A 14,948-nucleotide genomic window follows, 5' to 3' on the forward strand; every position below is an offset into this window, starting at 1 on the left:
ATGATTCCAAATAAAAACTTTCTTGATTTATTGGTTAAAAATAACAAGATAAACCAATCATTGGCTGATCGTTTATTAAAAGAAAGCCAAAATTTAAATCGCAATGTTGAAGATTTAATTTATGAACGCAATCTTATTTCTGATGAGGAAATAGCCAAAATTAAAAGCGAGTACTATAAAATTCCTTTAAAGACATTTACAAAAGAAGAAATAGTACCTAATGAAGTTTTGAATATTATCCCCGAGGAGGTTTCTCGAACCCACAAGATTGTTGCTTTTAAAAAAGAAAAGGATACTTTGTATGTCGGTATGCTTTATCCTGATGATACTAAGGCACAGGATATCTTGAAATTTATTGCTAAACAGAAAAAATTGAATATCGCCATTTATCTTGTTGCAAAGAGCGATTTAGAAAATTTGTGGAAAAATTATCGGTCATTTGCTACTCGCTTAAAAGAAATTCAAGATAGTGTAGAAATATTTAAACGCCAAGCAAAAGCAACCCACCAATTATATCAACAAAGAATTATTAGAATTGATGAAGCTAGTGGGGTGATTGCTGAAGAGGCGCCTGTGATTAAAATTGTTTCAACTGTTTTGGAAGAAGCGGTTAATGCCGATGCTTCTGATATACATATCGAACCGATGCGAAACAGATTAAGAGTGCGTTTCAGATTGGATGGCGACTTAAAAGAAATTATGAGCTTGCCCTTGGAATTGCAACCCGCCATTGTCGCTCGCATTAAAATTTTGTCTGATTTAAAAATTGACGAAACACGCGTGCCTCAAGATGGACGATTCCGAACATTGCTAGACAATAAAGAAATTGATTTTCGTGTTTCAACTTTGCCAACTGCGTTGGGTGAAAAAGTGGCCATTCGTATTTTAAATCCTTATATCGGATTAAAAACAATTGAAGGGCTGGGTGTAAAAGACTACCATCAAAAGCTGATTCTAGAGGGAATTGAAAAGCCTTTTGGTATGATTCTTGTTACTGGTCCAACGGGTTCTGGTAAGACAACAACGTTATACGCTGTTCTCCAAAAATTAAATCAAGAAGACATCAATATTGTTAGTTTAGAAGATCCGGTAGAGTACTTTATTGAAGGATTAAATCAGTCTCAAGTTAAACCAGAAATTGGTTATAATTTTGCTTCGGGGTTAAGACAGATTGTGCGTCAAGACCCTGATGTAATAATGGTTGGTGAGATTCGCGATAATGAAACGGCTGAATTAGCTGTGCACGCTGCCCTTACTGGTCATCTAGTGCTTTCGACGTTGCATACTAATAATGCTATTGGAGTTATTCCGCGATTAATTGATATGAAAATTGAGCCTTATTTGTTGCCAGCATCGCTTATTTTAATGGTTGCTCAGCGATTGGTTGGGAAGTTGTGTGATAATTGTAAACAAAAAGTTGAAGCCACAGGAATTTTAAAAGAAGAAATTGAAAAAACAATTGATTCACTGCCTTCGGAATTGAAAAAGAAATACAAAAAAGAAAAATACGAAATTTACTTACCACAGGGTTGTAAAGAATGTAATTTTAAGGGAGTGAAAGGCCGTATTCCCATTTTTGAAATTTTAAAAATGACACCGTCTTTAGAGCAGGTGATTTTAACTAATCCATCAGAAGCTAATCTCAAAGCCGAGGCGGAAAGGCAGGGAATGGTTACTTTGCGACAAGATGGCATTATCAAAGCTTTAGAAGGCATTGTTTCGGTTGATGAGGTTCTTAAAGAAACAGTGAAATTGGAATAAAATTGGTTTATAATATAAAATAAAATAGAAAAACATATGGATTTATTTTATAAAGACAAATTAGAACAACTTTTAATGCTTACAGCGCAAGAAAGCGCTTCTGATTTGCATTTTTCGGTTGGCCGCAAACCAACTTTAAGAATTGATGGACGATTAGTTCCTATTGTTAAAGAGGAAGTTTACACAAAGGATATTGTGGCTGGTTTAGTTGATGCTCTTCTTCCAGCAGAAAAAAAAGAAGAATTTCTTAAAAATAGAGAAGTTGATTTTTCTTATACTTTATCCGATAAAGCGCGTTTTCGTGTTAATGTTTATTTTCAAAGAGGCAATATGGCCGCCTCATTAAGATTTATTCCTTATAAAATTAGAACCATTGAAGAATTAAATTTGCCGCCAGTATTGCATGATTTTACTAAATATACTCAGGGATTTGTATTGGTGGTTGGTCCAGCAGGGCATGGCAAATCAACAACTCTTGCTGCCTTAATTGATGAAATTAATCATAAAAGAACCACGCATATTATTACAATTGAAGATCCAATAGAATATGTTTTTATTCAGGATAGATCAATTATTGACCAAAGAGAAGTTTTTAGCGACACTCTGAGTTTTCATCGCGCTTTGCGTTCAGTTTTGCGACAAGATCCGGATGTAATTATGGTCGGTGAAATGCGCGACCCAGAAACAATTCAAACTGCTATTACAGCCGCTGAAACTGGGCATTTGGTTTTTTCAACTCTTCATACTAATTCTGCTTCCCAGACAATTGATCGTATTATTGATAGTTTTCCAGCTTCACAACAAGCCCAAATCAGAACCCAGCTAGCTTCAACGTTAGTAGGTATTGTTTCTCAAAGATTAGTGCCGCGGTTAAATGGTGGTCGCGTGCCTGCTTGCGAGGTTATGATAACAAATTCTGCCATTCGCAATTTAATTAGAGATGATAAAGTTTATCAAATTGATTTAGTTATTGAAACTAGCATCCAAGAAAAAATGATTTCTTTAAATCGTTCGTTGGCAAATCTTGTAAAACAAAGCGAAATTTCTTTAGAAACAGCCCAATCGTATTCATTAAATCCGGCCGAATTAGCAAATCTTTTGGCTCGATAAAATATGGCTAAATTTAGATATACGGGTAGAAATGAATTAGGAGAAATTCAAAGCGGCGTTGTTGAAGCTGGCAATCGTGATTTGGCAATTCGAGTTTTGCAAGATAATAAAATTTACGTTCTGTCTCTTGAATCTTTGGAGAAAAAAGGATTTTTTGAAAATTTACTTAGAAGTTTTCAAAAAGTAAAAATCAAAAATCTGATGATTTTTACAAGGCAATTAAGCACTTTGCTTTCAGCTAAAGTTCAATTAATTGATGCTCTAAAAACTTTATACAATCAAATAAATGACCCAATTTTAAGGGACGCTGTTTTTGATGTTTTTACTGATGTTGAAGGGGGGTTATATCTTTCCCAAGCCCTATCAAAACACCCCAGAGTTTTTTCTGATTTTTATATTAATATGATTAAATCCGCAGAATTATCAGGTCGATTGGAAGAAACATTAAATTATCTGGCTGATTATCTAGAAAAAGAGAATAAATTAACCAGCAGATTTAGAAATGCTTTAATATACCCAATATTTATTTTAGTGGTTTTTTTGGCTGTTTTAATTTTGGTGGTTACCGTTGTGATTCCGCAATTAAAAAGCGTTTTTGTTGAAGCAGATGTAAAATTACCATTTCTCACGAGGTTTTTATTAAACATCGGTGATTTTATTTTAAATTGGGGTGTGGGGTTGATTATCTTTTTTGGCGCAGTTATTATCTTGCTTGTTAGATATATTAGAACAGAAGAGGGAAGGAGGTTTTGGCAGCAAACCACCCTTTCTATTCCTATTTTAGGAGGCATTGTTAAAAAAGTTGCCTTGAGTCGCTTCTCTTCATCTTGTAGCGCTTTGATTAAAGGCGGTTTGCCAATTGCTAATTCTTTAGAAATTGCTGGTAAAATTACAACAAACATTGTTTATGAAAAAATTCTTGCAAATACCGCTGAGGCCATTCGAACAGGTTCTTCCATTTCTCAATATCTTGCTCAATATCCCGATTATTTTCCGCCAATGGTGATTCAAATGATTTCGGTTGGTGAATCCTCGGGGCGAGTAGAAGATTTATTAATGCGAGTGGCGGATTTTTATAGCAATGAAGTAGATCAGACAGTAAGCAATATAGCGGAAATTATTCAACCTATTCTAATTATTGCCTTGGGCGTTTTTATGGGCTTATTTATTGCCGCTGTGCTTTTGCCAATATATAATTTAGCCCAGGTCTTTTAAATTTGATTTTAATATTTTAAAATATATAAAAGGTCGATTTATCAAAAAATAAATAAAAATGCGTAATAAAAACAAAGGTTTTACTTTAATTGAAATGCTCGTCGTTATTGCGGTAATTGGTTTGTTGGCCGCGTTAATTTTGGTTGGTTTGTCCAGTTTTAGAACCCGCGGTCGAGATACTAGAAGAATTGCTGATTTAAAAGAGGTGCAGAATGGTTTGGAAGTATATTATATGAAAAATGGTAATTATCCAAATGTTAATACTTGGAGCGCATTAGAAACGGCGTTAGTTGGTGCTGGTATCGGAATCACAAGCATTCCTAAAGATCCAACAGCCACTTATAATTATGTGTATGGTGTTGATGCAACTCAGCAACACTATGTAATTGGCGCAACAATTGAAGATGCAGCAGGTAACCAATCTTTATTGGCTAATGATATAGATGGTAACCCTGTTAATTTGGCGGGTGTTACTATTAATGTTAATTGTGAGGATCCTGTTTATTGTGTAGGAATGTAAGATTTATGGTTGGTGGTTTGTGTTTGATTGTGATTTTAATCGGGTTGGGAGTGGGGAGTTTTATTAATGTAATAACAACTCGCTTCCAGCCCGATTCTTATATTAAATTTTCTCAATTAGTCAGCGGTCGATCCCGCTGTCCTTTTTGTTTGCATCAATTAAGGTGGTATGATTTAATACCAATTTTTAGTTTTGTTTTTTTAAAAGGCCGATGTCGCTATTGTAAAAATAGAATTTCTTGGCAGTATCCTCTTGTTGAAATTATAACGGCTTTAATTTTTTTGGGTTTGTTTTTGAAAATTTATAATTTAACACCAGTGCGATTAGCTTTGGCGCAACACATTTATTTTTGGCCGATTGTTTTGTTTTTTTTCTTTGCTATTTATTTAGCAATTCTGATTATTTTATCAATAATCGATTTTAAATATTATCTTTTGCCTGATAATTATATTATTTTTGGTGTAGCGCTTGCTGTTTTAATGATTATTTCCTTTTATTTTATCAGTCAAAATCCAAATAACTATTTCTTTAATTGTGGCATTAATTTCTTAGGTTCTTACATTGATTATTTTAATTGTCGGATTCCTTTTTTGTTGTCGCCGATTTTAGGGGCAATTTTAATAAGTGGCTTTTTGTTTTTAATTTATTTCTTTAGTCGCGGCAAGGGGATGGGTTTTGGTGATGTAAAATTAGGTATTTTTATTGGATTAATCTTGGGTTTTACTAATAGCATTATAGCCCTAGCTTTAGCCTTTATTTTCGGTTCAATTGCTGGTATAATACTTCTAGTAGCCAAAAAAAGGACTTTAAAATCAATGGTGCCATTTGGTCCTTTTTTGGCGCTTGGTGTTTTAATAACTATTTTTTGGGGTTCAAATTTAGTAGATTTATATTTGTCTCTTTTTAATATTTTTTAAAAAATATGCGAGATATACCTATTTCAAATTCTTTATATTGGGGAGCAATTTCTTTTATGGCTGTTATTTTTGTGGCAACCGTTATTTTAAATAGCTACCTCTTTATGCTTGATAATCAATTAACCCAACAGGTTTATCTTTCACGAATTGAAGCGAATAAGGCGCGATTAATTCTACAGTATGACAGTAGAAATAAAAGAATTTTTGAGGGAGATGTGGTAATGGGACGACTAAGTTTATATGATGCTCTTGTTTTATCATCGCGGGCGGGCAATTTGCAAATTGAATTTTCTAAATTACCAGATGGGAGAATCCATCTTTCTAAAATCGAAAACTTCGCCAACAACGAAAGGCATTATTGGGAAATGAAAATACCAAATTTCAACTGGTCAAAACCGCTGAATGAGCCTGATATTGATTTAGCCAAAATTTTTATTAATGGCGGTACGACAGTCTATCTTATTTATAGATAAAAATTGTGGAAATTATCAATGGAAAAAATTTAGCTCAAGAAGTTTTAGATGAGTTAAAAAATTTTTTTCTACATTGCAAAATAGCTGTGGCGGTTATTTCTATTGGTAATAAAGAAGAAAATACGAGTTTTATTAAACAAAAACAAAAAGCCGCCGCTTATTTGGGAATAGAATTTTTTCATTTCCATTTTGATAAAAATCTTTCCAATAAAACTATTAGAAAAAAAATCAATGAAATTAGTAGAAAGAATTTTATAAAAGGGATTATTTTGCAGTTGCCATTGTCGGAAAAATTTAATACCAATGCTTTGGCCAATATAATTCCGATTAATAAAGACCCCGATGTCTTAAACGAACGCCATTTTGGTCAATTTTGTTTGGGAAGGAGTAAAATTCTGCCGCCAGCAGTTGAAAGTTTAAAATTTATTTTCGAAAAATATAAAGTTGATTTTCAAAAGAAAAAAATTGGTGTTGTTGGCTTGGGACGATTAATTGGCTTTCCAATTGCTATTTGGTTATTAAGACAAAAATGCACGGTTTTTTGTGTTGATATTAATACGGAAAATCCACAAGAAATTATTAAAAATTGCGATATTGTTATTAGCGGTGTTGGTAAAGCCAATCTAATTGATGAGAGATGGATTAAGAATGAAGCGATAGTGATTGACTTTGGTTTTGAGAAACAACAAGATACAATAAGTGGTGATGTTAATTTTGATTCAATAAAAAACAGAGTTTCTTTGATAACTCCGACACCGGGTGGAATGGGTCCGATTTTGGTGACAATGATTTACAAAAATTTAAAGACATTAATAATGGATAAATAAGGCTTGTTTTTTTCGTGGAAGAAATTAAAATTAGGTTGATTAAGTATGAAAAGATTGATTGAGAAAATTTTGAATTTTGAATCAAAAACAATTAGTGGCGGTGCAATTATAATTGCATTTTTTTATTTATTGAATGGTGTAATTGCGTTGTTAAGAAATGGGATTTTGGCTTCGCATTTTGGGGCAAGCAGAATTTTAGATATTTACTGGGCGTCTTTTCGCGTGCCAGATTTGATTTATGTCATTTTTATTAGTGGTGCTTTATCTGCTGGATTTATTCCTTTTTTTGCCGAAAAATTAAATAAATCAAAAGAGGAGGCATGGCAATTAGCAAATAATATTTTAAGTACAATTATTTTGGTTTTATTTATGATGGCGATTTTAGTTTTAATTGTGGCGCCATTTATTGTTCGTTTGATTGTGCCGGGTTTTGATTTGTCTTCCCAAAAAGAAGTAGCAAAATTTTTAAGAATTATGATGTTCCAACCGATTTTTTTGGGCGTTTCCGCGATTTTTGGAGGAATGCTGCAAACTTTTCGTCGTTTTTTTGTGACTTCGCTTTCGCCAATTTTTTATAACCTAGGCATTATTATTGGCGCTATTTTTTTAACAAAAATTTTTGGGCCGATTGGTTTAGCTCTAGGTGTTTTATTGGGGGCCTTTCTTCATTTAGCAATTTTAATTCCCTCACTTAAAAATATTGATTTTCAATTTAAATTTTTACCATCTTTCAAATCGGAGAATTTAAGAAATTTAATTAGTATTGCTGGTCCGCGGACATTAAGTTTGATTTCCACGCAAATTAATTTTTTGGTTATTACTATTATCGCTTCACATTTAGAAAAGGGGAGTTTGGCGATTTTTAATTTTGCTAATGATTTGCATTCTTTGCCTCAAAATATTTTTGCCATTTCTTTTGCAATTTCTGCCTTTCCTATTTTGGCTGCTGCGGCATTTGAGAAAGAGCAATTTATCAATTTTTTTGTTAAAACATTAAAAAATATTCTATTTTTTATTTTGCCCGTTTCGGCTTTTTATTTTCTTTTTCGGCAACAAATCGTTTTTTTAACCTTAAAATATGGAAACTTTGATTTAATGGCGCAAAATGAAACAACTTTAATTTTAGGCATTTTTTCTTTAAATATTATTTTTTCTGGACTGCTCCCATTATTAATAAGAGTATTTTTTGCTCAGAAAGATGCGTGGCGGCCATTCTTTGCGGGTTTAGGTGCTAATATTTTAAATATTGGATTAAGCTTGATTTTGGCGTCGCGAATGGGAATTAAAGGCGTTGCTATATCATTTATTGTTAGTAATTTTTTAAATTTTCTCTTGTTAATTATTTTTATGAACAAGAGAAAAGTTTTTGAAAGAAGAAGCGCCGCTTTTCTAAATTTTAAAAAATTTATTATAAAAAATTTTATAGCAACTACCATCACCTTTATTTTATTCTTTATCATCTCTTTTTTTCTTCCTTCCCCTCAAAACAAAATAGACGCTCTTGTTTATTTAATTGGCGGAGGCGTGGTGTTTATCTCGATTTATTTATTTTTTAGTTATATCTTAATAAAAGAAGAACTTCTAAAATTATTAAGTGAGTATCCTCTAATTAAAAATATTTTTGGACATCATGAAAAATATTCGTAATTTTGCTATTATTGCCCACATTGATCATGGAAAATCGACTTTGGCCGATCGTTTTTTGGAAATAACTTCAACGGTGGATAAAAGAAAGATGAAAGAGCAGTTTTTAGATCAAATGGATTTAGAAAGAGAAAGGGGAATTACAATTAAAATGCAACCTGTTAGAATGACTTACTATTATAAAGGAGAAAAATACATCTTGAATTTAATTGATACTCCTGGTCATGTTGATTTTACCTATGAGGTTTCAAGAAGTTTGGCGGCGGTTGAAGGCGCAATTTTATTGGTTGATGCTACTCAAGGTATTCAAGCTCAAACGATGGGCAATTATCAATTAGCTAAAAAACAAAATTTAACAATTATTCCAGCGATTAATAAAATCGATTTGCCCAATGCCCAAATTGAAGAGGTTAAGAAAGAGCTGTTAGCATTGATGGGGGTAGGAGAGGAAGAAATTTTTTTAGTATCTGCTAAAACCGGCGAAGGCGTTGCTGATTTACTTAATGCGGTAATTGAAAAAATTCCCGCTCCAATCACGAATATTACAAATAAAACAAGGGCTTTGGTTTTTGATTCGCTTTACGATGATCATAAAGGTGTTATTTCCTATGTCAGAATTGTTGATGGCGTAATTAAGGCGGGCGAATACGGATTTTTAATGGCATCAAAAACGCCATTCAAAATTAATGAGGTTGGAATTTTTAGACCTAATTTGGAAGCAGCCGATTGTTTAAGAGAGGGTGAAATTGGGTATATTGTAACTGGTTTAAAAGAACCTCAAAAAGTTAGGGTGGGCGATACAATTACTCTGATTTCTCCTTCAAAAATTAAACTAAAAAATTTTGATTTTGTTTTTGAGGAGGTTAAGCCATTAACAGGTTATCAAGAGCCCGAGCCAATGGTTTTTGCGAGTGTTTACCCAATTTCCAATGACGATATAAATCTTTTAAAGAACGCTATTTTAAAGTTAAAGCTCAATGATCCAAGTTTAGTTTACAAAACCGAATTTTTTTCTATTTTGGGACAGGGTTTTTGTTTGGGTTTCTTGGGTTTGCTTCATTTAGAAATAATAAAAGAGAGATTGGAAAGAGAATATAAAATTGATGTTATTTTTACAACACCATCTGTTAATTATAAAGTAATTCTTAAAGATAAAAGCGAGATTAATGTTTATCGAGCTTCGGATATGCCCGATTGCGACCGCATCTTAAAAATTTTAGAACCATGGGTGCGTTTAGAAATTATTACGCCACAGAAATATTTAGGGGCTATAATGGAATTAAAAGATAGGCATCGGCTAGATTATCTTACGACTCAATATTTAGGTAATCTGCTTATTTTAATTTTTGAAGCGCCGTTAAGTGAGATTATTGTTAATTTTTACGATAAATTAAAAAGCGCAACCGAAGGTTATGCTTCTATGAACTATGAATTTTTAGAATATAGAGAAAGCGATTTGGTAAAGTTGGAAATTTTGTTAGCTGGCGAAAAAGAGGAAAGCTTGGCGCGAATCGTTCATCGTCAATTTGCGGAAGAAGAAGGCAGAAAGATAGTTGCGAAATTAAAAAATGTTTTACCAAGACAAAATTTTGTTGTGGCAATTCAAGCAATGATTGAAAATAAAATTATTGCCAGAGAGAACTTACCAGCATTAAAAAAAGATGTTACGGGTTATCTATATGGCGGCGATCGAACGCGAAAAATGAAGTTGTGGAAAAAACAAAAAGAAGGGAAAAAGCGCTTAAAAGAGAGGGGACGTGTCCATCTTTCTACCAAAACATATCTCGATCTTTTAAAATTGGATTAACTTGAGATTTTATGATTTTCTGTGTAAAATAATAGAACAATGCGGAGAATTTTACATTCCAAATTTTTACTGATTTTTCTCTTAATTTTAGCCATCATCGTTATTTTTTACTTTTCTCGCCAAATTCTTAGCGAACGAAAATTAAAAATGGAATATGAGGCAATTTTAAATAAGATAGAAGCTTTAAAAAAAGAGAACGAGACTTTGGAAAACGAAATAGAACGATTAAAAAATCAAGAAGAATTAGAACGTTTAGCGCGGGAGCTTTATGTTTTAAAAAAATCGGGGGAAAAAGTAATGGTGGTGCCTCAAGAAATAATGCAACAGTTAGAAGAACAAAGTTCGACTGTTCAAGTGCCAAAGTCATTTTGGGAGGAAATAATAGATAATATCAAAGGATTTTTTAAAGATTTATTTTGATGCGGGTGTGGTGTAGCGGCAACACGTCTGCTTCCCAAGCAGAAGATCGGCGGTTCAAATCCGCTCACCCGCTCAGATTAGCTCTTTGATATTCAAATTTTTGCCGAGGTAGCTCAATGGCAGAGCAATCGCTTCGTAAGCGATGGGTTGGAGGTTCGAATCCTCTCCTCGGCTCATTCGATTTTGGTTAATAGTTAATAATAGAAAAATCAATGAAGCAAATCCAGACTCAAATAGAAAATTTAAAAGAAAAAATTGAAAATATAAAAGAGAAAATTTCTTTTTCGGAAAAAATAAAAAAAGCAAAGGAATTAGAAGAAGAAAGCAAACGTCCAGATTTTTGGGGATTTCCTGATAAAGCCGCTCAAATCATGAAGCAATTAAATGAATTAACGGAAGAAATAAATTTTTGGTTGAATGCCGAGAAAGAAACAAATGATTTAGCAGAATTATTGAAAAAAGCCGATAATGATGATGAATTAATTTTAGAAGTCCAAAATCAATTGAATAATATTGAACATAAAATAAAAGAGAAAGAATTAACCATTTTTTTATCAGGGCCTTATGACAGAAATGAGGCGATTATGATTATTACGGCTGGTCAAGGAGGAAGAGATGCTGAAGATTTTTGTCGGATGCTTTTAAAAATGTATTGTCGTTATTTTGAAAAGAAGAATTGGCCTTATCAAATTATTCATCAACACTTTTCTGAAGAGGGTGGTGGCTCAAAAGAAGCGGGCGGTGAAATTGGATTAAAAAATGTTTCTATAGAAATTAACACCCCTTATGCCTATGGATTTTTAAAAAACGAAAGCGGCGTGCACCGTCTTGTTAGAGTTTCACCTTTTGATGCCAAGAAGTTAAGGCACACCTCATTTGCCCTAGTTGAAGTTTTGCCTCAAATTGAAGATTTTGATTTAAAAGATGTTGAAATTAATGAAGCAGATTTAAAATTCGATTTTTTCCGTTCTTCAGGTCCCGGCGGCCAGAATGTGAACAAAAGAGAAACGGCTGTGAGGGTGGTGCATTTACCTACAGGCCTGTCTGCTTCATGTCAAACCGAACGCTTTCAGGCTCAAAACCGTGAAAAAGCGCTTCATTTATTAAAAATCAAACTATTTAATCTTTTACAGCAACAAAAAAATAAAGAAAGAAATGTTTTAAAACAAAAAGTTGAACCTTCATGGGGTAATCAAATTAGAAATTATGTTCTCCACCCTTACAAATTAGTCAAAGATTTGCGCACAGACATTGAAACTAATCAAATTTATGAAGTTTTGGATGGGGATTTGGATTCTTTTATTCAAGCAGAGATTCTGCTAAATAGATAATTGTTTGCAAAAACAAATCATTGATGTTAAAATAATTAATATGAATGAGGAATTGATATATTTTCAAAATGTTTCAAAAGTTTACAATAGCCATACGGTTGCGTTGGATAATATTAATTTAAAAATAATGAAAGGCGAATTTGTTGCTATTGTGGGCAAGTCTGGTGCTGGGAAATCAACTCTGCTTAAATTATTAATAGGCGAAGAAAAACCTACCAAAGGAAGAATATTTTTTGAAAAAATTGATATTACCAAATTAAAATATAAAGAATTCCCAAAGATTAGAAGGCAAATCGGAATGATTTTTCAAGACTTTAAATTATTGCCCGACAAAACTGCTTTTGAAAATGTAGCTTTTGCTTTGGAGGCAGCTGGTTTTTCGCCGCACGATATAAAGAAAACCGTTCCGCAAATGTTGGAACTCGTTGGATTAAGAGATAAAGTTTTTAATTTTCCTCATGAATTGTCAGGCGGAGAAAAACAGCGAGTTGCAATTGCCAGAGCAATGATTAACAAACCAGATTTATTAATAGCCGACGAACCAACAGGTAATTTAGATCCGATTAATACTGCTGAGATTATTAAACTTTTATTAAGAATTAATGAATTGGGTACAACTGTAATGCTTGCTACCCACAATAAAAATGTGGTAGATATGCTTAATACACGAGTTGTTTCTTTAGATAATGGGCGAATTATCCGCGATGAAGAAGAAGGTCAATTTATAATTTAAAAATTATGTTTATTTTTCTCGCAAGAATTATAAAATACGGTTTTCAAAATTTTACGCGAAATGGATTACTTTCAAGCGCTACAATTGCAGTAATGACTTTAACATTACTTCTTTGTGCGGGTTTAATTATTTTTGGCAATGCTGGGAAAACCGTTTTAAATAATTTACAAAGTAAAATTGATATTAGTATTTATTTCAAGACCAATGTAAGCGAAAATCAAATTTTAGCAATTAAGAAAAATATAGAATTATTAGATGAAGTGGCTTCGGTAGATTATATTTCTCAGGACGATGCTTTAAATGCTTTTAGAGAGAGACACAAAAATGATGAGGTTATTTTACAGTCATTGGAAGAGTTGGGATATAATCCACTTTCAGCTTCATTAAATATTAAAGCGAAAAATCCTAGAAATTACGCTGGCATTGCTAATTATTTAGAAAAAGAGATTCCTTCGGAATTTATTGACAAAATTAATTATAGCCAGAATCAGGTTATTATTGATCGCTTAACGAGAATAATTGATACTTTGAGAACTGCTGGTATTATTTTGGCTATTGTTTTGGGTTTTGTAGCAGCATTGGTTACTTTCAATACTATTCGTTTGGCTATTTATTCCAATCGCGAATCAATTGGCATTATGCGTTTGGTAGGAGCAGCAAGTTCTTTAATAAGAGGCCCTTATATTTTCCAGGGTCTTATCATTAGTTTAGCTTCAACAATTTTATCAATGCTTGTTTTAATTCCAGTTTGTTATGTACTAGCACCATATCTTCAAAATTTTATTCCAGAATTTAACATTATTCATTTTTATTGGGGTAATTGGTTTAATCTTTTTGGCACATTATTCTTAATAGGTTTAATTCTTGGTATTCTTTCAAGTATTATTGCCATTCGTAAATATTTAAGAGTATAATTGAATTTATTAATAAATTAAGTAAAATAAAAAGCGTTTTGCGGGGTCGTCTAATGGTAGGACGTCGCGCTCTGGACGCGATAATCTTGGTTCGAATCCAAGCCCCGCAGCTATTTTTTTATTTATTTCTTATTTCAGATTTTTTATTTCAGACAAACTTTATTAAATATAAAAGACTACATTTATTTTTCAAAAAAGATATAATATATCCATCATGCATAATGCATCTATCATCCTCCTTTTTTTAATTACAAAAATTTTCCAATGGGTTAATAGTTTTGTATTGGCTTATCTTTTTAGTGTTGATAAAAGCTCAGTTATATTATTGTCTATAGTTGCAGTTATTTTTCTAATGTTTGTTATTATTTTTTTGGTAAAGAAATTTTTCTCAAAAAATTTAAAGAAAGCATGGATGATAATAATTGCTTTTATGGTAATAGGTGGATTAATTAACAAGTGGGTAGCGATTGTGGGTTTGCTTAGTATTTGGCTTTATGCTCTTATAGGATTAGAGGCAGAAGTATTTCATTCGTTATCTAATTATAAAAACATTCCTCGATCAATATCTTTTCTATTTTCTTTGGTTCCAATAGCGCTTTTTTATTTATTGCCGCAACAATTTCGTTTATTGCCAGAGGAAAAAAATTTAGCGCCCCAGCTTTTTTATATTATTACTACTGTTCTTGCTTTAATTTATTCTTATTTTAAAAAATTTATTGTTAAACAAAATGATACATCTCAACAGAAAGCTCCTTTTATTTGGTTTGGTTTATTCTTTTTATTTGCCTCATGTCTTTTATATTATGTTGGATTTTATAAAACAGATGGAGACTCTTTGGTGCTTAGTTTTGTTATTCTTTTTTATATAGGCGGAGCAACGATGACGTATGCGGGTATTAACAGATACTTACGGAATAATTGACAAACCGCATAAATACAATTATATTAAAAACAGCTTTTAAAATTCAAATAAAGGAGGAGAATAATGAATTTTAAAAGAGTAAAAAAATATTTTTTAGAGATTATTTTTAGAATCTTTATGGTTTGTTTACCCATTGTTATTTTGGGGTTTATTCGATTGGGTGTCCCGTGTTTTTTTTACCAAAATAAAAAATGGTTGATGGCAGCGGCAATAATTATTCAATTCTTCTGGTTGATTGCTTATTCAGCTGTTGTGATGGCTTCGCTTGCCGAACAAAGAGAACAAAAATTAAAAGAAAAATAATTTTTATAGAATAGGGCTTTCAAAAAGCCCTATTTTTGTTATAATAAAACT

At 32.3% G+C, this 14,948-nt stretch carries 15 protein-coding genes and 3 tRNA genes; all 18 read left to right on the top strand.

Annotated features, from left to right (window positions below; genetic code table 11):
• The 18 genes from N2692_01670 to N2692_01755 all read left to right on the top strand — a co-directional run bounded on the left by N2692_01670 (position 1) and on the right by N2692_01755 (position 14,897).
• Positions 1–1,761: a GspE/PulE family protein gene (locus N2692_01670; protein MCX8015992.1), complete on the top strand. Its 1,761-nt coding sequence runs from the start codon at positions 1–3 to the stop codon at positions 1,759–1,761.
• A gap of 36 nt (positions 1,762–1,797) precedes the next feature.
• Complete coding sequence (locus N2692_01675) at positions 1,798–2,871, top strand: type IV pilus twitching motility protein PilT (protein ID MCX8015993.1); 1,074 nt, start codon at positions 1,798–1,800, stop codon at positions 2,869–2,871.
• 3 nt (positions 2,872–2,874) lie between these two features.
• Positions 2,875–4,086: a type II secretion system F family protein gene (locus tag N2692_01680; GenBank protein MCX8015994.1), complete on the top strand. Its 1,212-nt coding sequence runs from the start codon at positions 2,875–2,877 to the stop codon at positions 4,084–4,086.
• Positions 4,087–4,144: 58 nt separating this feature from the next.
• On the top strand, positions 4,145–4,606 hold the full coding sequence (locus tag N2692_01685; GenBank protein ID MCX8015995.1) for a type II secretion system GspH family protein: 462 nt from the start codon (positions 4,145–4,147) through the stop codon (positions 4,604–4,606).
• Positions 4,607–4,611: 5 nt separating this feature from the next.
• Complete coding sequence (locus tag N2692_01690) at positions 4,612–5,523, top strand: prepilin peptidase (GenBank protein ID MCX8015996.1); 912 nt, start codon at positions 4,612–4,614, stop codon at positions 5,521–5,523.
• A gap of 5 nt (positions 5,524–5,528) precedes the next feature.
• The gene (locus N2692_01695) at positions 5,529–5,996 is read left to right on the top strand and encodes a hypothetical protein (protein MCX8015997.1); all 468 of its coding nucleotides are present in this window, start codon (positions 5,529–5,531) and stop codon (positions 5,994–5,996) included.
• Positions 5,997–6,001: 5 nt separating this feature from the next.
• Positions 6,002–6,823, top strand: a complete 822-nt coding sequence (locus N2692_01700; protein MCX8015998.1) for a bifunctional 5,10-methylenetetrahydrofolate dehydrogenase/5,10-methenyltetrahydrofolate cyclohydrolase — start codon at positions 6,002–6,004, stop codon at positions 6,821–6,823.
• A gap of 45 nt (positions 6,824–6,868) precedes the next feature.
• The gene (gene murJ / locus N2692_01705) at positions 6,869–8,470 is read left to right on the top strand and encodes a murein biosynthesis integral membrane protein MurJ (protein ID MCX8015999.1); all 1,602 of its coding nucleotides are present in this window, start codon (positions 6,869–6,871) and stop codon (positions 8,468–8,470) included.
• Positions 8,454–10,274, top strand: coding sequence for a translation elongation factor 4 (gene lepA / locus N2692_01710; GenBank protein MCX8016000.1), 1,821 nt, complete (start codon positions 8,454–8,456; stop codon positions 10,272–10,274). Before murJ ends, lepA begins: the two co-directional genes overlap by 17 nt.
• Positions 10,275–10,313: 39 nt before the next feature.
• Positions 10,314–10,694, top strand: coding sequence for a septum formation initiator family protein (locus N2692_01715; protein MCX8016001.1), 381 nt, complete (start codon positions 10,314–10,316; stop codon positions 10,692–10,694).
• Between the two features lies 1 nt (position 10,695).
• Positions 10,696–10,767 (top strand) — tRNA-Gly (locus N2692_01720).
• A gap of 29 nt (positions 10,768–10,796) precedes the next feature.
• A tRNA-Thr gene (locus N2692_01725) sits at positions 10,797–10,868 on the top strand.
• A gap of 38 nt (positions 10,869–10,906) precedes the next feature.
• Complete coding sequence (gene prfB, locus N2692_01730; GenBank protein ID MCX8016002.1) at positions 10,907–12,025, top strand: peptide chain release factor 2; 1,119 nt, start codon at positions 10,907–10,909, stop codon at positions 12,023–12,025.
• 52 nt (positions 12,026–12,077) lie between these two features.
• Positions 12,078–12,758 carry a cell division ATP-binding protein FtsE gene (gene ftsE, locus N2692_01735; GenBank protein MCX8016003.1) on the top strand — a complete coding sequence of 227 codons (681 nt, stop codon included), beginning with the start codon at positions 12,078–12,080 and terminating at the stop codon, positions 12,756–12,758.
• Positions 12,759–12,763: 5 nt separating this feature from the next.
• Positions 12,764–13,672: an ABC transporter permease gene (locus N2692_01740; protein MCX8016004.1), complete on the top strand. Its 909-nt coding sequence runs from the start codon at positions 12,764–12,766 to the stop codon at positions 13,670–13,672.
• Between the two features lie 39 nt (positions 13,673–13,711).
• Positions 13,712–13,782 (top strand) — tRNA-Gln (locus N2692_01745).
• A 104-nt stretch (positions 13,783–13,886) separates the two neighbouring features.
• Positions 13,887–14,594 (top strand): hypothetical protein, encoded by a 708-nt coding sequence (locus N2692_01750; protein ID MCX8016005.1) that lies wholly within the window; start codon positions 13,887–13,889, stop codon positions 14,592–14,594.
• Positions 14,595–14,657: 63 nt separating this feature from the next.
• A complete protein-coding gene (locus tag N2692_01755) occupies positions 14,658–14,897 on the top strand; it encodes a hypothetical protein (GenBank protein MCX8016006.1) in 240 nt (79 codons plus the stop codon).
• The last annotated feature ends 51 nt before the right edge of the window (positions 14,898–14,948 follow it).

The sequence above is a fragment of the Patescibacteria group bacterium genome (genome assembly GCA_026415775.1).
Taxonomy (GTDB): Bacteria; Patescibacteriota; Minisyncoccia; order UBA6257; family JAAZHW01; genus SKW32.